The organism is Jiella mangrovi, from assembly GCF_017815135.1.
GTDB lineage: Bacteria > Pseudomonadota > Alphaproteobacteria > Rhizobiales > Rhizobiaceae > Jiella > Jiella mangrovi.
The window spans coordinates 14,514-34,190 of record NZ_JAGJCF010000020.1 but is presented as its reverse complement, the minus strand read 5'-3'; the positions used below and the strand labels follow the sequence as shown (position 1 = coordinate 34,190).

Here is a 19,677-nt window from a genome sequence, read left to right as displayed (position 1 = left end):
GTCCGCCACTCGTGTCGGTCGGGAAAAGAGACGGTATTCGGCCGCTTGCCGGGCGCCTCTAGAAGCCCTAGCGCCTTTCGGGCATCGCGTCGCGCGTAGGACGTCATTCTCGATTTCTCCCGCGCCGGCAAGAGGACAAATAACGCCAACATCCGAGTTCGTCACCGGTAGATTCCAAGCCAATGCTTGACCGCGCACTGACTCATGAGCCTTGACGACGCCCGCGCCAAGACGAAGGCTTGGCGTAGAGCCTACAATGAGATCTGGCCGGAGAGCGCGATTGGCCTTGAGACGCCGATCGAGCTGATGCACTGCACATGAAACGGCGCGCCGGCCTGAGCCACCCTGGGAATTCTCCAGCCGGGCGCTCCACAGTCGGGTAGCACTTCAAAGGGAGAAGGATGTAATCGCCGCTGGATGCAGGATCGGCGGCAGATGGATAGGCCTACTGACCAGGCAAAGGCGCAGAGTCGTCAGTAGAAATTGCGTCCGCTGTCCGCACTGCGTTTTCTCCGGGTGCATCAATCCGCTCAATAAAAACTTCGACGGGCCCTGCTTCGATCTCGCCGAAAGGCGAAGCAAACGCGATCTCGGCTGCGTCGCGTCCGGCTCCAATTCGCACGAGACCGTCAAGTGCAGCTTGACGAGTTGCATCGAACAGCCACCAGCGTCCATCGAGATACGCTTCGAAGACCGCATGGAAATCAGGGGGCGCGAGGCCAAAAGCGTAGGCGCTGACATAACGAGCCGGAATTCCGAGTGCTCTGCAGAAGGCTATCGCGATGTGCGAGAAATCGCGACAAACTCCGGCTCGAAGCAACAAACTCTCGTCCGCCGTCGTCTCGCCATCTGACGTCCCGCGTTTATAGTCGATATTGTCGTAGATCCAGTTGCAGATGGCAGTTACCCGCTCGAAGCCGCGGTCCAAACGGCCAAACTCCCTGAGGGCGAAGGAAGCGAGCCTGTCAGATGACACGAAGCGCGACGGGAGAAGGTAGGGCAGAACCTCAAGCGGTATTTCGGGGACAGGCGTCTCGGCGATCTCAGCTGGATCTTTATGCAACGCATCGAGGTCGACCTTAGCCTGATAGCGTAAGGTGAACGGACCAGGCTTGGCGTTGACAGCAAAATATCGAGTTTCGCTACCGGGTACGACGTGAACGCGTCGGTCGTAATCCGGACTGATCACCAGCTCCTCCGCCAAGTTCTGATGCCTTGGCAAACGCGCGGCTTCAATGTTGAAAACGAACAGCGTGGGGCTCTTCACCTCATACGAGAGGTGACAACCGAAGCGGTAGCGGATGGCCATGAAGGTCCCCAAACAGCAAGCGCGTGAAAAACGGGGTCTGCAGCGATGAGTTTATAAACAGACCGCGCGAAAATCATTCCAAGTGAACTAGGTTCCACTCATCCAGCAATATCTGCGGTTTTCCGGTCCGATCGCTAGCAGGATCGCGTTCGGCAATTGATCGGCGTCGATGATTTTATTCGATTGCTGACCAAACGCCGCCGACCATCGGAACTTCAATGCCAAAACCATGTTGATGCTCGCTGCCGCCGATATTGAAAAGTTGCGGCGAAGGAAAGCGCAATGTCGACAGAAGATGCACGTGCAGGAATGGGTGCCATTGTCCACGACGATGGCGTTGCATTTCGGGTTTGGGCTCCGAACGCCGATAAGGTTTTCGTATCAGGCTCATTCAACGACTGGGCAGAAGACGAAGCACCCATGGTCTCGGAAGAGAATGGGTACTGGTATGCTGACGTCGGAAATGCCAAGCCAGCCGATGAGTACCGCTTCCTTTTGCATCGTGGCAAAGAGAGGCTGTCGAAAATCGACCCTTATGCGAGAGCGGTGACGAGCTCGATCGGCAACGGAATCATCATTGCGTCAAACGCACCAGACGATGACGACTTTATAGCGCCTCCGCAGAACGAGCTGATCATCTACGAGATGCACATCGGAACGTTTCATCGAAGTGATATGGATCGCCCAGGCACATTCGAAGATGCGATAGAGAGACTCGATCATCTGAAGCGATTAGGGGTGAATGCTATTCAGATCATGCCCGCCATGGAGTTCGCGGGCGATTTGTCCTGGGGCTATAATCCGTCGCATATCTTTGCTGTCGAGACTGCTTATGGCGGCCCTGATGGATTGAGAGCGCTCGTTAAAGCGGCTCATGCGCAGGGCCTCGCAGTCATTTTCGACGTCGTCTACAATCACTTCGGTCCGAGCGATCTCGACCTTTGGCAATTCGACGGTTGGAGTGAAGACGAGAAAGGCGGCATCTACTTTTACAACGATTGGCGCAGTAAAACACCTTGGGGCGATACTCGCCCCGACTATGGCCGAAGCGAAGTCCGGCAATTCATTCGCGACAACGCTTTGTATTGGTTAGAGCAATACAAGCTGGATGGTCTGCGGTTCGACATGACCCTTTACATTCGCAACGTCGAAGGAAACGAGGGCGATCCGAATGATATTCTGGCAGAAGGCTGGAGCCTGATGCAGGCCATCAACGGCGAGATTCGTGACCGATTGCCTGGTCGCATTACGATCGCCGAAGATCTGAGAAGCGTTGCGGCGATTACGGGCTTGCCCCATGACGGCGGCGCCGGCTTCAGTGCTCAATGGGATGCGCAATTCGTCCATCCGGTTCGCGAGGTCTTGCTTGCGGCGGACGATCGCGATCGTCACATGGCGACTGTCGCGCACGCTCTCAACGGCCACTACAACGGCGATCCGTTTCAACGCGTTGTCTATACGGAAAGCCACGACGAAGTCGCGAACGGCAAGGCACGGATCGTCCACGAAATAGCTCCTGGCGATCCGTCCCATTGGGCGGCGCAGAAGAAGTCGACGTTGGGCGCTGCCCTCGTGTTCACCGCACCCGGTGTTCCCATGCTATTCCAAGGCCAGGAGTTTCTCGAAGGGGAATGGTTCAGGGACACCGTCCCTTTAGATTGGGATCACAGTGTTGAGTTTCGCGGGATCGTCCGACTTTACCGCGACCTGATCAAGCTTAGGCGCAACGGTGACGGCACCACCGCCGGTCTCGCCGGACCTGAAATCAACGTATTCCGCATTGATGAAGAGCGGAAAGTCGTCGGATATCATCGATTTGCCAATGGCGGTCCTGGCGACGATGTCGTCGTTTTCGCGAACTTCTCTCACCAGCCCATTGAAAATTATCGCTTTGGTTTTCCGCGCGAGGGCCGGTGGCGCGTTCGACTCAACAGCGATTGGTCGGGCTATAGCGAGAGTTTCGCCGGTGCTGACAGTTATGATGTCGAGGCAGTATCGCATGAGTCCGACGGTTTTGATTGCTCAGCCGAAATCACTATCGGCTCGTATTCGGTCCTGATTCTTTCTCAAGACCCATAACTACGATTCTGACGATCTTCATATCGGTCTTGCGGCCCGGAGTAAGGCCAATGGTCATTTCCTCCGCTGCAAATGTTCATCGCTGCGTCCGAAAATGCGACGCGCTGCTTAGTTGGCGAAAACCTCGCAGCTGTTGTTGTCGACGCTCGATCTTGCGCCGAATGTTCTAGAAACAGGCATGACGTATAGCTTCAGCCAACCACTCTAAGTCTTCTACGCATGTCGCGACTTTCCGAGGTTGACGAGCGGACGGTTCCTTCCGTATGGAACGTCTTGAGCAGCGATGACAATGTTGCAGCTTCATGCGCTAGGTCCGTGCTAGCAGCAGTTGATTCCTCGCCCATAGCGACGTTCTGCTGCGTGGCGTTATTCAACGTCCCGATGGCTATGTTGATCTCGCTGAGGCCGACGGATTGTGTCCGGGCGTTTTGAACGATCGCCTGGACGTGCTCATGGATTTCCATGACTTCGCCGACCATGGCTTGCAGCGCTCTCCCGGCCTCGTTGACGAGACTGACACCGGAACCGACGTGGCTATTCGATCGAGCGATCAACTCCTTGATTTCCTTTGCTGCGTCTGCGGAACGTTGGGAAAGAGCCCGCACCTCCTGCGCCACGACCGCGAAGCCTTTCCCGGCTTCGCCGGCTCGGGCGGCCTCGACACCGGCATTGAGCGCCAGAAGATTTGTCTGGAAGGCGATTTCATCGATGACGGCGACGATCTTGCTGATCGCATCCGAGGACTTTTCGATTTCACCCATCGCATCAATCGTGCGGCGCACCACCTGGCCAGATCGTTCCGCGCCCAGCTTGGTATGGGCGACGAGCTGTCCGGCTTCATCGGCACGCGCGCTCGACTGCTTCACTGCCTCAGTCATCTCCGATAGCGCACTGGATGTTTCCTCAAGGGCTGCAGCCTGCTGCTCCGTGCGTCGGGCGAGGTCGTTTGCCGACGTCATGATCTGATCCGAACCGTATGAGATCGCGTTGGCGTTCTCCCCGACGGACCGCATCGCGCTCTGCAGCTTGTCCATTGAGGTATTGAAGTCGACGCGCAGCGGTTCGAGTGCCGGAATGAATGGCCGGTCGAGGCGCTGGACGAGGTCACCCTCCGAAAGTTGGCGAATGCCTTGAGCAACTTCGCTGACCGCGCGCACCCGTTCGGTAACGTCGGTGGCGTATTTCACGATCTTCAGCACTTTGCCGCCATGATCGATCACAGGGTTGTAGAATGCCTGGATGTAGACTTTCCGGCCGCCTTTGTCGATCCGGCAGAATTCGTCCGCGATGAAAGCGCCCCTGTTGAGCTTCTCCCAGAAGGCCGCATAGTCTCGCGAACTCCGGTAGCTCTCTTCGACGAACATCGAATGATGCTTGCCCGCTATCTCGTCCCATTCATAGCCGACAGCATCAAGAAAGTTGCGGTTGGCGGCAAGGATCTGGCCATCGACGCTGAATTCGATTGAAGCCTGAGCGCGCTCGATCGCTTGCAGCTTGGCCTCACTATCTAGAGAAGCAAGTATCGTTCTGGTGATATCGTTCGCGAATTTAACAATTTTTATCACTTTTCCCTTGTAGTCGACGATCGGATTGTAGGATCCTCGAACATATATCTCGGTGCCGGTCTTAGAGATACGCTTGAACTCGGTGCAGATAAATTTGCCGCCGCGCAGGGTTTCCCAGTGCGCCTGGTACTCGCGGGACTGTGCGTGGCCACGCTCAACGAAGATCGAATGGTGCTTCCCGACAATTTCAACTAAGGAATAACCCATGAGGTCGCAGAAATTCTCATTGGCCCCGAGAATTTTTCCATCTCGGTCAAATTCGATGCGCGCCATCGATTTCTCAATTGCAGACAGGACCAAAGCCGCCTGGGAGAAATGAGGTGGTCCCGGTTTCCCGGACAGGCTGGCGGCTGAGTTAAGCTTGGTTCAGATGTTCGTCATGCCGCCAGTTTAATGATTCCGGTGCCCTCATGGACCTCTGCTGGCGTCTTGCCGCCATGGGTCGAGTGAGGACGTTCGACGTTGTAGTAGGTCATCCACTTCGAGATCCCGGCGCGCGTCTCGGAACCGGTCTCGAAGGCATGGAGATAGATGCACTCGTATTTGAGCGAGCGCCACAGCCGCTCGATGAAGACATTGTCCATCCAGCGGCCGCGCCCGTCCATGGAGACCTTCACGCCCGCGCCGGTCAAGACCGCGGTGAAGCGCGGGCTGGTGAACTGGCTGCCCTGATCTGTGTTGAAGATCGCCGGCTTGCCGAACTTCGCCATCGCGTCCTCCAAGGCCTCGATGCAGAAGTCGACGTCCATCGTGTTCGACAGGCGCCAGGAAAGGACGCGTCGGCTCCACCAGTCCATGATGGCCACCAGATAGAGAAAGCCGCGCCGCATCGGAATGTAGGTGATATCGGCACACCAGACCTGGTCGGGCTGGTCAATCATCGTATCCCGCAGAAGATAGGGCCAGATCTTGTGTTCCGGGTGCGGGATCGTCGTCCTCGGGCGCTGGTAGATCGCCGCCAGACACATACTGGCCATCAGCCGCCGTACCCGCTTGCGTCCGACCGTGTATCCTTGGCGGCGCAGGTGACGGACCATCTGCCGCGAGCCGTACCACGGCGTTTCCAGAAACTGCTCGTCGATCAGCCGCATCAGGCTGAGGTTCAGCACATTCTCGCCCTTGGTCGGGCCGTAATAGGCCGACCGGCTGATCCCGACGAGCTGACATTGGCGCAGGATCGTCACGCCCGCATGCTTCGGCTCGATCATCTCCCGCCTCCGTGCCACGCTCATCGACCGGAGGCCTTCGCTAAAAAATCGCGTTCCACGACCAGTTGGCCAATCTTGGCGTGAAGCCGCTCCACCTCCGCCTCCCGATCAGCCTGAGCCGCCTCGGCCTTTCCCGAGAACACTCCTGACATGCCTTCCATCGCCTGCTTCTTCCAGGCGTTGATCATCGTCTGGTGGATGCCGTGCTAGGCGGCAAGTTGTGCCAGCGTCATCTCACCTCGGATCGCCTCCAGCGCCACCTTGGCCTTGAAGTCCGCCGAATACCGCTTCCGTTTCCCCGTCATCGGGTTCGTCCTCTCTCTCGGGCGAACCAAGCTTATCCAACTGTCCGGGAAACCGGGACCACCTCAGATTGCCCTACACGCGATGGGGGGAGGGGCCGGGCTTTACAAGTCCATCTTCGGTCCGACCGGACCGACGGCGCCCCACCAATCGCGCATGGCCGCTGTGGAACCTACCGCGCGTCAGATTGTCAATGAGGAGAAATCGCAGCGGCTGGCGATCGCCAACCGGGTTGTCTCAACACTTGCGCGTTCGGGACAAGCGGCGGAAACGCGCGGCAGCGAAGACAAAACGAGCTTGGCGAAAGGACACGCGCAGAAACACCAAAACCTGACGGTCCCCGAGGGGGTCCTCCTGTTTACCGATTGTCGGACGGCGTGCGAATCGCGCGACCCGCTTTTGGTTTCACAAGCCGAGTCGAATCTAAACGAGCCCTCTGCGCCAGGGAATGAGGATGGGTGGCGTATCGCCGCGGCGAACTCGTCTTCAGCGTCCGCAGTCGCCGGGCTCAAAAGCACCATAGGAGTGTCACGCTGGCTTCCCGGCGGACGATCTGTGCGCGATGGATGGAATGTCGCGACTGCCGCCTTCGGTCAGACCTTGGACCGGGCGGGCGGCATTGCCGCGGACTTGACGCCCTGGTAATATTACAGCGGCCCCACATCGCTCGTCGGATTTGCCTATGCTTCACAACCGATGAGCGGCGGTTGCCCCATCACCCTATCGTGGTCGATCAGTCCTTCGTCCCCAAAAATGAGGATTGTCGGCGTCATCGGCTAACGCTCGTCTAGGGGCACCGCCGGCACCTTGCTATGACGAGCTTTTGGGTAAAACGTCGTCCGGCGACGAAGGGTTCTGGACACTCGTGGCCGACGGGCTGATCGCGACGATGAACACAACCTCGTAGGCCGCCTAATTTTCTTTGATATAGGCAAATGAGGTTTCACCAGACTGCGTGGCAATTCAGTCGTTGTAGTTGACCGTTGGGCGATTAGGCCGCGCCTCGATCGATATGCGAGATGACCGCGACACCTCGATAATCACCGGCGAGCGATCTCAGCCCTAGGCTCTGCCGGATCTTAATGCCTGCATCACGAGCTGAAAGGCGAACCAGGTTTCTCCTTGATCGCTTCCGCAAATTTCCGCATCAGCCGTATCAGTTCACTTACATCCTGGTCGTCCCAGGAGTGAAAGATCTCAAGGGCGGTTCGCTCGCGCGCCGAATCGACAGCATCGGTCATTGTCTTGCCTTTGGGTGCGATCACGGCCTTGTGGACCCGGCGGTCGCTCTCGCCCTTGCGTCGTTCGACGAGATTGAGACTTTGCAGCTTCGCCACTTGACGGCTCACGGTCGTGTAATCGCGACCGACCGCGTCGGCGAGGTCACCCACGCCGATCGGTCCGCGCCGCTCAATCAGGACAAGCAGCGGAAACAGCGCACGGTCGAGCGCGATGCCGGCCTCTTGCATCATGGCTTCGTCGCGCTGCGGCTGGTTAACAACGCTGACGATATCGATGAGCACCTCGTGCAAGTCGCGGACCCACGCTCCAATATGTGTATTATGCACTTTTTTTCTTGACGACATACACGACCTCCTATTATGTGCATTATACACAAATTGAGGTTCACATGAATACGAACTCTACCTTTGACGTGCTCATCTGCGGTGCGGGCGCAGCCGGGCTGACACTCGCCATCGACCTCGCCCGCCAAGGAATCACATTTCGGCTGATCGAAAAGCGTGCCGAACCGTTTCACGGATCGCGCGGAAAGGGCATCCAGCCGCGTACGCTGGAAGTGTTCGAGGATCTGGGCATCCTCGACCGGATCAGAGCGGCCGGAGGGTCCTACCCCAAACAGCGGCAATACCATAAGAACGGCCGCTTCACGGACAAGGACGTGATGGAGGTCCGTCCGGCAACCACAGCCGAACCCTTCCGTCAGTCTCTGATGGTGCCCCAGTTCCTGACCGAGCGCGTCATGCGCGAACGGCTGATGGAACTCGGCCACCAGCCGGAATTCAGCCATGAATTGATAGGCTTTGCCCAAGATAGCCGAGGCGTTACCGCGCGCATCGCCGGTCAAGACGGCGAAGAGGTCGTCCGCCTTCGCTGGCTCGTCGGCGCGGATGGCGGGCGAAGCTTCGTGCGGTCCGCCCTCCAAATCGGGTTCCCCGGCGCGACGCTCGGCGTGCGCGCGATCGTCGCGGACGTGACCCTGACCGGCTTGTCGCGCAAGGTCTGGCATCGCTTCGGCCAAGGGGACTTAGAGAAGCAGATCTTTGTTTGCCCTCTGGCAGGCACCGATCTTTTTCAGCTTCAGGGTCCGATCCCGCTGGAAGGCGACGTCGATCTGTCACCAGAGGGGCTGACGGCCATGTTGGCCGAAAGGACCGGGCGCGACGACCTCACCGTCCAGGACGTCTCCTGGGCGTCCGCCTTTCACATGAACGCACGGCTCGCCGACCGTTATCGGATCGGCCACGCTTTCCTAATCGGAGATGCCGCCCACACTCACCCGCCGACGGGCGGCCAAGGCCTCAATACCAGCGTGCAGGACGCCTACAATCTCGGCTGGAAGTTGGGCGCCGTCGCGCGCGGCGCGCCCGTCGCACTTCTCGACAGCTTCGAAGAGGAACGGCGCCCGGTTGCGCAGGCTATGCTAGGTCTTTCGACCGGCCATCTGGAGGCAATGAAGCGGGGCGAGATGCGGCGCGGCGACGATGTTCACCAACTCGATATCGGCTATCCCGGAAGCTCGCTCGCGATGGAAGCACCGGAGCGGAACGGCCTTCCTACCGCCGGAGATCGTGCGCCCGACGCCCATGTACGAGGAGCAGCAGGGCAACCCCATCGCCTGTTCGATCTGTTCGCCGGGCCCCACTGGACGCTCCTTGCCGCAAGCGAAGCCGGCGTTTGCGCACGGCAGAGACTTCGCATCCACGCCTTTGGCCGAACAGGTGACCTCGTCGACGATAAAGGCGAGTTTCACAGAGCCTACGGCCTTACTTCCGGCGACCGGGTGCTGGTGCGCCCCGATGGCTATGTCGGGGCGGTCGTTGCGGCGGACGAGACCGCCCGCCTTGAGGACTATCTCGCGCGTGTCGGACTCGAGCGGGGTCACACGGCATGAGACTACGTCTTTGGAGGACCGCAGCACCTTCGCCATCATTGCCCAGTTCGGCCTCGCCCGTTTAGGCGACAAACACTTCGGCTGGCATCCAGATGAAGCAGAATGGCGCGCCGGCTAGTGTTTGCCTAACCGCAGCGGGATCCCGCTGTGTCAGCCGATGATGTCCGTCTGCTCGCCAACGAGGATCAAGGTGTTTTCGTGGTCGAGAAAGGTCTTCTCGTCAGGGAAAACCTTGGACGTATAGGTCTTTGAGTTGAGAACCGCCTTCATCCCATCCGGTCCGTCGAACCAGATCTCGGCCGTTCCGTCATAGTCGGCTTGGGGCACGGTGCTTTCGGGCGGTTCGACCGGATGGGTCTGGATATAACGCTTGACGTGGGTTGCCGCTTCCGGGATCGAGCGAAACAACGGCCCGTGATCTTCGATATGGTGGCGCACGAATTCCTCGCGGCTGATGTCGGGGTGGCGTTTCAGGAACATGGTCATCTTGATCATGGCTGTCTCCTTCGGATGTCGGTTGACTGAGGTTACGGACGCGGTGTCCAGCGGATCGCCGCCGCGTCGGCCGGATAGTCGATACCGCCGGGATAGGTGATGAGTTCGATCAGCATGCCCCAGGGCGCGCGGCCATAGATGCCGGCATTGCCCGGCCGGTCCTCGACGCCTGCGAGCGGATGAGGCCCCTTCAGGAGTTCGCCGCCTGCCGCCTTGATGGCCGCGGAGGCCTCGTCGATGTCGTCGACATAAAGGCCGATGTGGGTGAGGCCGAAGTCCTGGAGCCGGACCGCGTCGCGCTGTTCACCGTCCGCCATCTGGAAAAGTTCGAGCGAGGCGCCGTCGCCGATGCGCAGAAGCCGCATGTGGACGATGCGGGTCCCCGACGTGAGGCCGAGTTCGGCTTCCGGTCCCTCGCCCGCCTGGTCAGGGCCGTCCTTTGGTAGAACGTCGTAGACGATGACCGCGCCGAACGCAGATTCCAAGAAGCGCGTCGCTTCTTCAATATCGGGCACGGTCACGCCCGCATGGTCGATGGCACGAATGCCCGGCGCTGCGGTGCGGTCCACGGCGAGCGGCGAGAGGTCGCTCACGGCGGCTTCCCCAGCCGTTGCAATCTCAGTCAGTGCGGCGTTGAACTGCCGGGTATGCGGCTCGTTCAGATGAGCTTCAAAGGCGACGTTGTCCCGATATTCCTCGATCATGACCACGGCGCCGCTCTCTTCGCCGAAGGCTTCGAAGCGGATGTTTCCCGGCTCGGCGCGAACCTTGCGGGCAAGCTCTTCGACAAGCGTCTCCAAACGGCTGCACTCGCCGGTCCTGGGCGTTGCACGTGCGATCACGCAGTGGGTTTCGGGGGCACTTTTGTTAGCCGACATGACGGCCTCCTAACTTCGGGTTTGCTGCGCTGCAGCAGTCGGGAGAAGAACGGGGCCGGTCGTCGTCCGTTCCAGATTTTTTTATTATCACGCAAATAATTCCCGCATTTGTTTGCAAAATTCAAAATTATTGAATAATAATGGGATATGATCCAGTCCGTAGAGCGTGCCATCCACATCCTTGAAGCGATCGCCCATGCCGGCGGCGCGGCCCATCTGAACGAGATCGCCGGCATAACGGAGCTGCGCTCGACGACCGCGCACAATATCCTGAAGACGCTCCAGTCCCTCGGCTATGTCCGCAGGCGCGGGGGCGATACGCGCTATCATCTCGGCGACCGAATCCAGAATCTCGCCCGTGTTGCCGGCGACGACGATCGTCTGCGTCGTGACCTGCGAGCGCTTCTTGAGGCAATGGCGGAAGAGAGCGGAGAAACGGTCTTCCTTGCGGTGCCGTCCGGCGACGAGGTCTATTTTCTCGACGCGATCGAAAGCCGTGAGACGTTGAAGGCAGGCAGCCAGTCCGGCGAGCGCCTGCCCATGGCAGGATCTGCGATTGGGCTTCTCTTTCTCGCCCATATACCGCGTATCAGGCAGCGCATGCTGGAGACTCATGCCGACCGCATCAGTCTGAACCTTGAATTGGAGATCGAGGCGATCGCGCAGCGTGGCTATGCCCTCGACCAGGAAAACTGGCTTCCCGGCCTCAGCTGCGTCGCCGTTCCCTACGCCGAAGCCGGCGAAGTGCGCGCAGGCTTCGGTCTTGCCGGCCCGTCGTTCCGCCTGCCGCTGGGCCGCCTCGAGATGCTTGCCGGTCTCATGGGTGACATCTTGGATGATCGTGTTCCCATTTGACGTGCTTCCAGAAATTCGGACCGTTCTCAGCTGGAATTTTCCAATTATGATCCCGATTGGGACGAGGAGAATTCCATGAAGAAGTCGAAGTTCACCGAGGCGCAGATCGCCTTCGTTTTGAAGCAGGCTGATGAGGGGACTGAACCGCCCCGGGTTTGCCGGAAGGCCGGGATTTCGGACGCGACCTTCTACAATTGGCGCAAGCGCTACGGCGGCATGATGCCGTCGGAGGTGAAGAAACTGCGCCAACTCGAGGAAGAGAACGCCAAGCTGAAGCGGCTGGTCGCGGATCTGTCCCTCGACCGGGCGATGCTGCAGGATGTGCTGTCAAAAAAGCTCTGAGGCCTGCTCGTCGTCGCCAGTTAGTGAACGAGGTCCGGGAGAGCTGGAAGGTGTCCGCCAGACGAGCCTGCTTCGCTCTGAAGGTCGGTCGTTCCCTCTACGCCTACAAGGCTCGGCGCGACGATCAGGCTGCCCTCAAGAAGCGGATCAAGGAGATCACCGAGACGCGCGTAAGATACGGCTACCGTCGTGTCCACGTGCTGCTGCGACGGGAGGGATGGGCTGTGAACCCAAAGTGAATCGAAAGACTTTACAAGGAGATGGACCTTCAAGTGCGCAACAAGGTCCCGAAGTGGCGCGTGAAGGCCCGGCTTCGTGACGACCGCACGGTGGCAGCCTGTGTGAACCAGACCTAGGCCATGGAGTTTGTCCACGACCAGCTCGCCACCGGTCGCAAACTCCGCATCCTGACGGTCGTCAACACCTTCTCGCGCTTCTCCCCGGTGATCGATCCCCGGTTCAGCTATCGAGGCGAAGACGTCGTACGGGCGCTGGAACGGATCTGATCCGATGACGCACTTGCCTCTGGCATTCTCGTTGCAATCGCCTTCTCTCTCGTACCCGACTTCGCGTCGATCACCCATCGCGGCAACCAGATCGTTCTAGCAGTCGCGCTGAACTTCATCGCTTCGGAACTGACGATCATCCTCGGGACGGCTTGGTTCGAGTTGGGCGGCGGCACGCCAGCTCTGTCGGCGGAAAGTCGGTTCCTCCCTGTCGTGTTGCCCGGAACCGATTTGTTGCGGGACATACCGATCCTCGGTCCCCTTTATGCGAGGGTGCTGTCCGGGCAGAACCTCCTCGTCTACATCGCCCTTCTCGCGGTGTAGTGGATATGGTGCATCCTCGACCGCAGCCGCTTCGGCCTTCGCTTGCGGGCGGTCGGGGAAATCCGGCGGCGGTCGATACTGCCGGCATCTCGGTGACGTGGCTGCGCTACCGTGCGGTGATCATCTGCGGTGTTCTGACGGGCTTGGCAGGAACCTATCTGTCGATCACACGATCTTCCGGCTTTGCCCGAGAGATGACGGCTGGGCGCGCTCATCTTCGCAAATTGGAAGCCCGGGCCAACACTTCTCACTTGCCTCCTGTTCGGCTTCCTCGACGCGTCGTCTATTCGATTGCAGACCATGCCGCTGCCAATCATCGGACAAGTCTCGCCGCAACTGATCGGAGCACTTCCATACATCCTGACTATTGTCCTCTTGGCAGGGTTCGTAGGAAAATCACCGCCTCCGCGTGCCACAGGAATCCCATACACCACCGAGCGGTAGCAATGTCGCCTTAGACAGCGTGGACACTTGGAATTCATGGATGGATTGAAGTTTAATAGGGCCTGATACTTTTGCCGTTATGTCAAGAAATTCGGAAGATTCTCGTGTCACGGTAAGGGCTATCTGGATCGCAAGGTTCGCCAGCGCATACGAGATTTTTTACCAGGTAGGAGCGTGAAGGCGCCACGGCTGGATTGCACGAGAGGCCGACATGAGAAGCCGCAATCATCCGTGGTCCGTCCGCGTTCCCTGGATCGTCGCATTATGCCTAGGCACTATTATTGTTTCGGGGTCAGTTTATTCCACGCTTGAAGAACGCAATGCTATGCTCGCGAGCGCAGACCGCAGCGTGGTCAATGTTCTCGACAGCGTCTCGCAAGACATCATCGGGACATTCCAGCTGTCCAACACCGTCATCACATCGCTGACGAGTTCGGTCAGAATGAGCGAGCGGACGATCGGGGATCTCGAGCAGATTAGCCGCGACATTGCTGCCATCGCGAAGGCTGCACCACGACTAGAGGAGATCTTGTTTGTCGAGCCTGGCGGGTGGATCCAAGTCTCTTCTTTGGCGAATAACAGCGGCCAGCGCAATGTCATGCGTGAAGCGTTCTTTCGCGAGGCGAGCCGTACGGAACCTTCAGGTCGCCTCGTTGCACAGTCGAGCGAGTCCGGCGGTTTGGCGATCGCGCGCCGGCTAGATCTAGACGACGGCTTGTATGTCGGTGTGGTCGCGACGGTCGTGCCCAAATCCTATTTCGATACCGCCTATTCTGCTCTCGACATCGGGCGAGGGCTTCAGATCAAAATCAGACGCGCAGACGGGAAAGCGCTTATATCCTACGGTCGCGACTTAGGTTCGGATGCGGTCCGAACCGAGAAGGATCTGGCGCCGTTGCCGCTGCTGGCGTCCGTCGCTTTCTCACGCGCCGCGATCTTGCAGAATTGGAAGCACCAGCTTCCCCAGCGCATTGGAACCGCTGTCGGCCTTGTCCTTCTGATGATGGCAGTCGCGCTCCTCCTCTCGCGCCTGCTTGCGCAGAAGGCTGCTGAACGGCAAAGCTTGATGCAACAAGCCTCGACCGATCCGCTGACAGGTCTCGCAAATCGGCGCGTCTTCATCGACGCGCTTCACGAAGCGATCAGCCAGTCGCCGGACGTTGCTTTTGCTCTTGTCCTGATCGACCTCGATGGCTTCAAAGCCCTCAACGATACTCATGGTCATCTGGCGGGCGACACAACGCTCAAAGCTGTTGCCGAACGTCTCGTTCGCTGCCTCTCCGCTCATGGAACCGTGGCGCGTTTGGGCGGCGACGAGTTTGGAGCGATCCTTGCCACCGCTGTCGTCAATGATCTCAAGGCGCTTCTCACATCCGTGCAACTCTCGCTGACCCAATCGCTCCAATGGAATGACATTCGCCTGGAGGTTGGTGCGAGCATTGGTGCGGCCAAATTCTGCGGCGGCTTTCCAAGCACGGACGCTCTCATCCAGCAGGCGGATCTTGCCATGTATGGCGCGAAGAAGCAGGGCTCGGGCAATATCTGCTTTTTTGAAGCTGGGATGGAAACCGCTGGCGAAGCGCAAAACCAACGAAGACGGGAGCTGCGATCAGCGCTCAAGCAAGGCGAGATCGTTCCGTACTATCAGCCGATCGTCCAGTTTCCCGATCGCCGTATCGTTGCGATGGAAGTTTTGGCGCGTTGGAACCATCCCAAGCGGGGCGTTCTCGAACCTGGCGAATTCATCGAACTCGCCGAGGATATGAATCTGATCACGCCGCTTACACTGGAACTGATCCGGCAAGTGGCGGTCGACATGCGAACCTGGCCGCAGGATATACGGGTTTCGATCAATATCTCGCCGCGACAGTTGCAAGACGCGGCGTTGGCAGAATCCGTCATCGAAGCGGTAGAACAAGTGGGTATCGATCCTACGCGGATCGAAATCGAACTGACGGAGGACAGCATTCTCGATGATTACGAGATGGCGAAGTCGGTCCTGTCGATCTTCAGAATGAAAGGCATGACCCTGGCGCTCGATGATTTTGGGACCGGCTATTCGAGCCTGCGGCATTTACAGGAACTGCGGTTCGACCGGATCAAGATTGATCGCTCTTTCGTCAAGAAGCTGCCCGCCAGCGGCGAGAGCCTGAAATTGATTGAGGCGATCATGCGCTTGGCCAGCAGCTTCGGCATGGCCATCACCTCGGAAGGGATCGAAAGACATGAACAGGTGATGCTCATCGAGCAACAAGGGGTCTCCAGCGGTCAAGGCTTTCTGTTTGGTCGCCCAATGCCCTCAGGCGCTGCAAACGCGCTTTTTCACCGTCAAATGGCCGTTTGAAACGATTGGACTCGACGATTCTGTTTAAGGCTGGCAAGCGGCAGCTTCCGACCCATCACGGTCTTTGGTATTGCTATTATCAGGTCCCTGTAGCGGACGTTGGCATGCGGTTCCGCCGCCTGGCCAAGTCGCTCTCAGGACTTTACCGGCACGTGATATCGTGCCACCAGCTCCTCCTCGGTTCCAAGCCCGCGCAGAAAGTCCGTATAGGTTTTCGCAACCCAACCGACATTGTCCCAATCATAACCCGGCGTGCCGAAGTTCTGGACCTTGATCTCGTCCAGAAAGAGCACCTGCCCATGAGTAGCGGGGCGAAGGTCGAGCATAATCGTCGAATGTCCCCGACCGGCATTGAACGGAACGACCCCATCGGGAAGCCGAAGCGTCACGTCCGGCTCGACGGGGTGGGGCCGACGCAAAGAGCGCATGGATTGCAGAATGCTGGCACCGTGCGGCGTGAGACACGACGTGTACATTATCATCGCTTGGTTCGGAAACGCGCAGTAGAACAGGTCTGTGCCCGCTCGCGGAATTGCGTCGAAGCAGGAGTACTCCAGAGCGAACTCCTTATAATCCTCCGGCAGCTTCGCCCCAGCCTCAGCCTCGATTTCCGCAAGCGTCTTGGGCGAGGTCTCCTGATAATAATCTGGACCTAAAGTCCTGTATTCGTCCCACATCGCATAAACGTACGGATTGATTGATTTCAGATCCAAATCTTTGCCTCGAAACAATTGGGCGCGCCGAAACGACAGGAAGTGCTTTATAAGGTATAGTGTCTTTTACCGACCCTAAACAATCATTGAGATGGCGTCGGGCTGTTCCTGGGAGCAGACATCGCGCCGATCAGGATCGACTGCTGGCGTTGAGCAATGCGCACGAACGCACCATCATCTCCCAATGCCCTTGCCAGAACGATCGCCCCCTGTAGGCCGGAGACGGCGTCTTCCGCAAGTTGCACAGCCGTTGTGTCCGCTACGCCCGCTGCTCTGAGACAATCGGCCAGAGCGGCGATCCATCGTGCGAAGTAGCGTCGGATCCGCTCGGCGAACGCCGCACCGGAAGCGTTCAAGCCGATGCAGCCGACAAGACACACCCTGCTGCCCGACCGGAAGTAGGCCGTCACGTCGTCGATCATAGCCGTGACGGCCGATGCTGGGGCACTCGCTTGCTCGAGCGGCGAGAAGATCGAAGCCTCGAACCATGCGTCGATATTGGTCAGGACCGCCTCCATCATCTCTTCCTTCCCGCCCGGGAAGAAGTTGTAGAGGCTGCCCTTGCCGAGCCCCGTCGCCCTAGACAGGACAGTCAGACTCGCGCCCTCAAAGCCATGTTCGCGAAACGCCTCCGCCAATGCCGGGACGGCGCTGCCGCGATCGGTCAGGATGCGCTTGCTACTCAAAGGCCGAGGTCGCTCAATGAAGGATGGTCGTCCGGGCGGCGCCCGAGCGGCCAGCGAAACTTCCGCTCTGCCTCCGTGATGGGCATCTCGTTGATGCTCGCGTGCCGGTTCTTCATCAAGCCGTCCTCGACGAACTCCCAATTCTCGTTCCCGTAGGCTCGAAACCACTGTCCGTTGTCGTCGCGATATTCGTAGCCATAACGCACGGCGATGCGGTTGCCGGTGAATGCCCACAGTTCCTTGATCAGTCGGTACTCGTGCTCCTTGTTCCATTTGCGGGTTAGGAAGGCCTGCGCCTCCTCCCGATTGGTTACGAACTCGACTCGGTTCCGCCAGCGCGTGTCGAGTGTGTAGGCCGTCGCGACCTTGGCCGCATCTCGGGTGTTCCAGCCGTCTTCGGCGAGGCGAACCTTCTCGATCGCGGTCTCTTGGGTGAAGGGAGGAAGCGGTGGTCTCGACATCGGATCGCCTTTGCAAAACAGGTTTTACCGATCGGTACAATCATGTATGAATACGGTCAATGGGTTAATCCCCCAAATCGACGGATCCTCGTCGACTCAGTTCCAATGGCGGCGCCGCTTGATGCGATATCTCGACGAAGTTCAAAGACAGGGAACCGCCGTGCTGATCAATTGGCCACGCGAGCAGTTCGGCCCCGACGAAGCCGGCGCTTAAAACGGCCGGACGGGTTTCGACCCATGTCTGCCAGTCACGTCTGGTTCTTTGTCGCCAGAAAGCTGCCACTGGAACCCGGTCTTTCAGACGTCCTCTCTTGGCTATCCCGCTTGCGAATCTCGACCTGGGCGCGGTTCTCGTTTCCCCAGGCGCAGAGCGGTAGCAACGCTTCCGCCAGTGTCTGCCCGAAGGGTGTCACGGCATAGTCGACTTTGGGTGGGACCTCCCGATAGTCACGACGCACCAGTACGCCCGCCTCAACGAACTCGCGCAACTGCTGAATCAGCACCTTCTCGCTGACGCCCGACACCAAGCGCCGAAGCTCGCCGAAGCGCTTTGGACCAGAGCGCAGGTGATAGAGGATCAGCGGCTTCCACTTGCCGCCCATCACCGCGAGCGCGACGTCCAGCCCGCATTCGGTATCGTTCTGGCTCACGCCACCGCCTTCGCACTTACCTTTTAGTCCGTACTAGTCGTCTCGTCAGCGCCCGTCCATATCGTAGGCCACGAACAGGAGACGACGATGGGCAGGCTCGACAACAAGATCACGGTCATCACAGGCGCCAACAGCGGAATCGGGCTGGCGAGCGCCAAACGCTTCGCGCGGGAAGGCGCGCGCGTGTTCATGACCGGTCGAAGGCAGCGCGAGCTCGACGCTGCGGTGGCCGAGGTCGGCCACGGCGCGAGCGGCGTGCAGGGTGACATCGCGAACCTTGCAGATCTCGACCGGCTCTACGACACCGTGGCTCGGGAGGCGGGCAGGATCGACGTCCTCTTCGCGAATGCCGGAGGCGGCGAGTTCGCAAGCCTTGCCGACATCACCGAAGAGCATGTCGAGCGCACCCTCGCCACGAACGTGAAGGGTACGCTCTTCACGGTGCAGAAGGCGCTGCCGCTTCTCGTGGACGGGGCGTCGGTGATCTTGACCGGCTCCACGGCCGCCAGCACGGGCTCGCCGGCCTTCAGCGTCTACGGTGCGAGCAAGGCGGCCGTTCGCAGCTTCGCCCGCAACTGGAGCCTGGACCTCGCCCCGCGCCGTATCCGCGTCAACGTGCTCGTGCCGGGCGCCACGTCGACGCCGGGCTTGCATGGCCTGTCGCCGAGCGAGGAAGCGGGTCGGGCGTTCGTGGCAGGCATGGAGGCGCAGATCCCGCTCGGCCGGATGGGTTCGCCCGACGAGACGGCGGCCGCGGCGCTGTTTCTGGCCTCCGACGATGCAAGCTTCGTCAATGGCAGCGAGCTTTTCGTCGACGGCGGACAAGCGCAGATCTGACGTTCCGAGCCTATGCAGGCCGGCAATCACCAGACGGTGCATCGCGAGCTCTACCCAACCTCATGAAAGATTCTGGATATGCGTGACAACGAGACAATCATCCGCGAGCTCTACGCCTTAGCCGAAGGCGACGGGCTGGACATGGAGCGGTTCGTCGCCAGCTTTTCGGACGACGGATACATGACCAATATTCCCACCGGTACGACGCTCAAGGGCCGAGCCATCGGCGAGGCTATCGGCGGGCTTGCAGGTGCGTTCCCGGACATTCATCGCGAGTTATTCCAGATCTACATTGCGGGCGACGTCGTGATCGTCGAGCTGGCCATTCGGGGCACGCACAAGGGCGATCTGTTCCTTCCCTCGGGTGTCCTGGCTCCCACGGGGCGCGCGATCGATGTGCCGTGCTGCGACGTCTTCCACCTGGAGAACGGCAAGGTCACATCGTTCCACTGCTACAATGCCGCGTCCGTTATGGCGCAGCAACTCGGGATCGGCTGAAGGCTTTCCATTGTGCCTTCGCTGGCAGATACTTGTCCGAGGCCCTG

General features: G+C 59.3%; 16 protein-coding genes and 3 pseudogenes. 9 read left to right on the top strand and 10 right to left on the bottom strand.

Features of this window, described 5'->3' with window-relative positions:
- Positions 1-204: 204 nt before the first annotated feature.
- On the top strand, positions 205-321 hold the full coding sequence (locus J6595_RS22990) for an integrase core domain-containing protein (protein ID WP_425342183.1): 117 nt from the start codon (positions 205-207) through the stop codon (positions 319-321).
- Between the two features lie 124 nt (positions 322-445).
- Here J6595_RS22990 and J6595_RS19550 read toward each other — a convergent pair whose 3' ends face one another.
- Entirely contained in the window at positions 446-1,303 is an 858-nt protein-coding gene (locus J6595_RS19550; protein WP_209596969.1) for a transglutaminase-like domain-containing protein, read from the bottom strand.
- A 288-nt stretch (positions 1,304-1,591) separates the two neighbouring features.
- Here J6595_RS19550 and J6595_RS19545 point away from each other — a divergent pair, with 288 nt between their 5' ends.
- Positions 1,592-3,388, top strand: a complete 1,797-nt coding sequence (locus tag J6595_RS19545; protein ID WP_209596882.1) for an alpha-amylase family glycosyl hydrolase — start codon at positions 1,592-1,594, stop codon at positions 3,386-3,388.
- Positions 3,389-3,579: 191 nt separating this feature from the next.
- Here J6595_RS19545 and J6595_RS19540 read toward each other — a convergent pair whose 3' ends face one another.
- From J6595_RS19540 to J6595_RS19530, 3 genes and pseudogenes are all read right to left on the bottom strand, one after another.
- Positions 3,580-5,253 (bottom strand): methyl-accepting chemotaxis protein, encoded by a 1,674-nt coding sequence (locus tag J6595_RS19540; RefSeq protein ID WP_280891483.1) that lies wholly within the window; start codon positions 5,251-5,253, stop codon positions 3,580-3,582.
- A gap of 77 nt (positions 5,254-5,330) precedes the next feature.
- Positions 5,331-6,466, bottom strand: a pseudogene (locus J6595_RS19535) (IS3 family transposase).
- 1,089 nt (positions 6,467-7,555) lie between these two features.
- Positions 7,556-8,050, bottom strand: coding sequence for a MarR family winged helix-turn-helix transcriptional regulator (locus J6595_RS19530; RefSeq protein WP_209596878.1), 495 nt, complete (start codon positions 8,048-8,050; stop codon positions 7,556-7,558).
- A gap of 44 nt (positions 8,051-8,094) precedes the next feature.
- Between J6595_RS19530 and J6595_RS19525 the strand changes: the two genes are divergently transcribed.
- Positions 8,095-9,597 (top strand): FAD-dependent oxidoreductase, encoded by a 1,503-nt coding sequence (locus J6595_RS19525; protein WP_209596876.1) that lies wholly within the window; start codon positions 8,095-8,097, stop codon positions 9,595-9,597.
- 150 nt (positions 9,598-9,747) lie between these two features.
- Here the strand turns inward: J6595_RS19525 and J6595_RS19520 are convergent, their stop codons facing one another.
- Entirely contained in the window at positions 9,748-10,092 is a 345-nt protein-coding gene (locus J6595_RS19520) for an EthD domain-containing protein (protein ID WP_209596874.1), read from the bottom strand.
- Between the two features lie 32 nt (positions 10,093-10,124).
- Complete coding sequence (locus J6595_RS19515) at positions 10,125-10,970, bottom strand: antibiotic biosynthesis monooxygenase (protein WP_209596872.1); 846 nt, start codon at positions 10,968-10,970, stop codon at positions 10,125-10,127.
- A gap of 147 nt (positions 10,971-11,117) precedes the next feature.
- On the opposite strand from J6595_RS19515, the gene J6595_RS19510 reads away from it, so the two are divergent.
- The 4 genes and pseudogenes from J6595_RS19510 (at position 11,118) to J6595_RS19490 (ending at position 15,785) form a co-directional block, all read left to right on the top strand.
- Positions 11,118-11,825 (top strand): IclR family transcriptional regulator, encoded by a 708-nt coding sequence (locus J6595_RS19510; RefSeq protein ID WP_209596870.1) that lies wholly within the window; start codon positions 11,118-11,120, stop codon positions 11,823-11,825.
- A gap of 75 nt (positions 11,826-11,900) precedes the next feature.
- Positions 11,901-12,670 (top strand): annotated as a pseudogene (locus tag J6595_RS22650) (transposase); the annotation flags it as partial.
- Positions 12,671-12,685: 15 nt separating this feature from the next.
- Positions 12,686-13,441 (top strand): annotated as a pseudogene (locus tag J6595_RS22645) (ABC transporter permease); the annotation flags it as partial.
- A gap of 211 nt (positions 13,442-13,652) precedes the next feature.
- Positions 13,653-15,785, top strand: coding sequence for a putative bifunctional diguanylate cyclase/phosphodiesterase (locus tag J6595_RS19490; RefSeq protein ID WP_209596862.1), 2,133 nt, complete (start codon positions 13,653-13,655; stop codon positions 15,783-15,785).
- Positions 15,786-15,919: 134 nt separating this feature from the next.
- Here J6595_RS19490 and J6595_RS19485 read toward each other — a convergent pair whose 3' ends face one another.
- From J6595_RS19485 to J6595_RS19470, 4 genes are all read right to left on the bottom strand, one after another.
- On the bottom strand, positions 15,920-16,498 hold the full coding sequence (locus J6595_RS19485) for an SMI1/KNR4 family protein (RefSeq protein WP_209596860.1): 579 nt from the start codon (positions 16,496-16,498) through the stop codon (positions 15,920-15,922).
- An 83-nt stretch (positions 16,499-16,581) separates the two neighbouring features.
- The gene (locus tag J6595_RS19480) at positions 16,582-17,184 is read right to left on the bottom strand and encodes a TetR/AcrR family transcriptional regulator (RefSeq protein WP_209596858.1); all 603 of its coding nucleotides are present in this window, start codon (positions 17,182-17,184) and stop codon (positions 16,582-16,584) included.
- Entirely contained in the window at positions 17,181-17,645 is a 465-nt protein-coding gene (locus tag J6595_RS19475) for a nuclear transport factor 2 family protein (RefSeq protein ID WP_209596857.1), read from the bottom strand. Before J6595_RS19475 ends, J6595_RS19480 begins: the two co-directional genes overlap by 4 nt.
- A gap of 248 nt (positions 17,646-17,893) precedes the next feature.
- Entirely contained in the window at positions 17,894-18,295 is a 402-nt protein-coding gene (locus J6595_RS19470; RefSeq protein ID WP_342453251.1) for a winged helix-turn-helix transcriptional regulator, read from the bottom strand.
- Between the two features lie 87 nt (positions 18,296-18,382).
- Between J6595_RS19470 and J6595_RS19465 the strand changes: the two genes are divergently transcribed.
- Both J6595_RS19465 and J6595_RS19460 read left to right on the top strand, forming a co-directional pair.
- Positions 18,383-19,132, top strand: coding sequence for an SDR family NAD(P)-dependent oxidoreductase (locus tag J6595_RS19465; RefSeq protein WP_209596855.1), 750 nt, complete (start codon positions 18,383-18,385; stop codon positions 19,130-19,132).
- A 78-nt stretch (positions 19,133-19,210) separates the two neighbouring features.
- Complete coding sequence (locus tag J6595_RS19460; protein WP_209596853.1) at positions 19,211-19,630, top strand: nuclear transport factor 2 family protein; 420 nt, start codon at positions 19,211-19,213, stop codon at positions 19,628-19,630.
- The last annotated feature ends 47 nt before the right edge of the window (positions 19,631-19,677 follow it).

Coding starts and splice junctions, on each gene's coding strand:
- J6595_RS22990 (WP_425342183.1), top strand. CDS start 205: ATGAGCCTTGACGACGCCCGCGCCAAGACGAAGGCTTGGCGTAGAGCC.
- J6595_RS19545 (WP_209596882.1), top strand. CDS start 1,592: ATGTCGACAGAAGATGCACGTGCAGGAATGGGTGCCATTGTCCACGAC.
- J6595_RS19530 (WP_209596878.1), bottom strand. CDS start 8,050: ATGTCGTCAAGAAAAAAAGTGCATAATACACATATTGGAGCGTGGGTC.
- J6595_RS19525 (WP_209596876.1), top strand. CDS start 8,095: ATGAATACGAACTCTACCTTTGACGTGCTCATCTGCGGTGCGGGCGCA.
- J6595_RS19520 (WP_209596874.1), bottom strand. CDS start 10,092: ATGATCAAGATGACCATGTTCCTGAAACGCCACCCCGACATCAGCCGC.
- J6595_RS19515 (WP_209596872.1), bottom strand. CDS start 10,970: ATGTCGGCTAACAAAAGTGCCCCCGAAACCCACTGCGTGATCGCACGT.
- J6595_RS19510 (WP_209596870.1), top strand. CDS start 11,118: ATGATCCAGTCCGTAGAGCGTGCCATCCACATCCTTGAAGCGATCGCC.
- J6595_RS19490 (WP_209596862.1), top strand. CDS start 13,653: ATGAGAAGCCGCAATCATCCGTGGTCCGTCCGCGTTCCCTGGATCGTC.
- J6595_RS19475 (WP_209596857.1), bottom strand. CDS start 17,645: ATGTCGAGACCACCGCTTCCTCCCTTCACCCAAGAGACCGCGATCGAG.
- J6595_RS19465 (WP_209596855.1), top strand. CDS start 18,383: ATGGGCAGGCTCGACAACAAGATCACGGTCATCACAGGCGCCAACAGC.
- J6595_RS19460 (WP_209596853.1), top strand. CDS start 19,211: ATGCGTGACAACGAGACAATCATCCGCGAGCTCTACGCCTTAGCCGAA.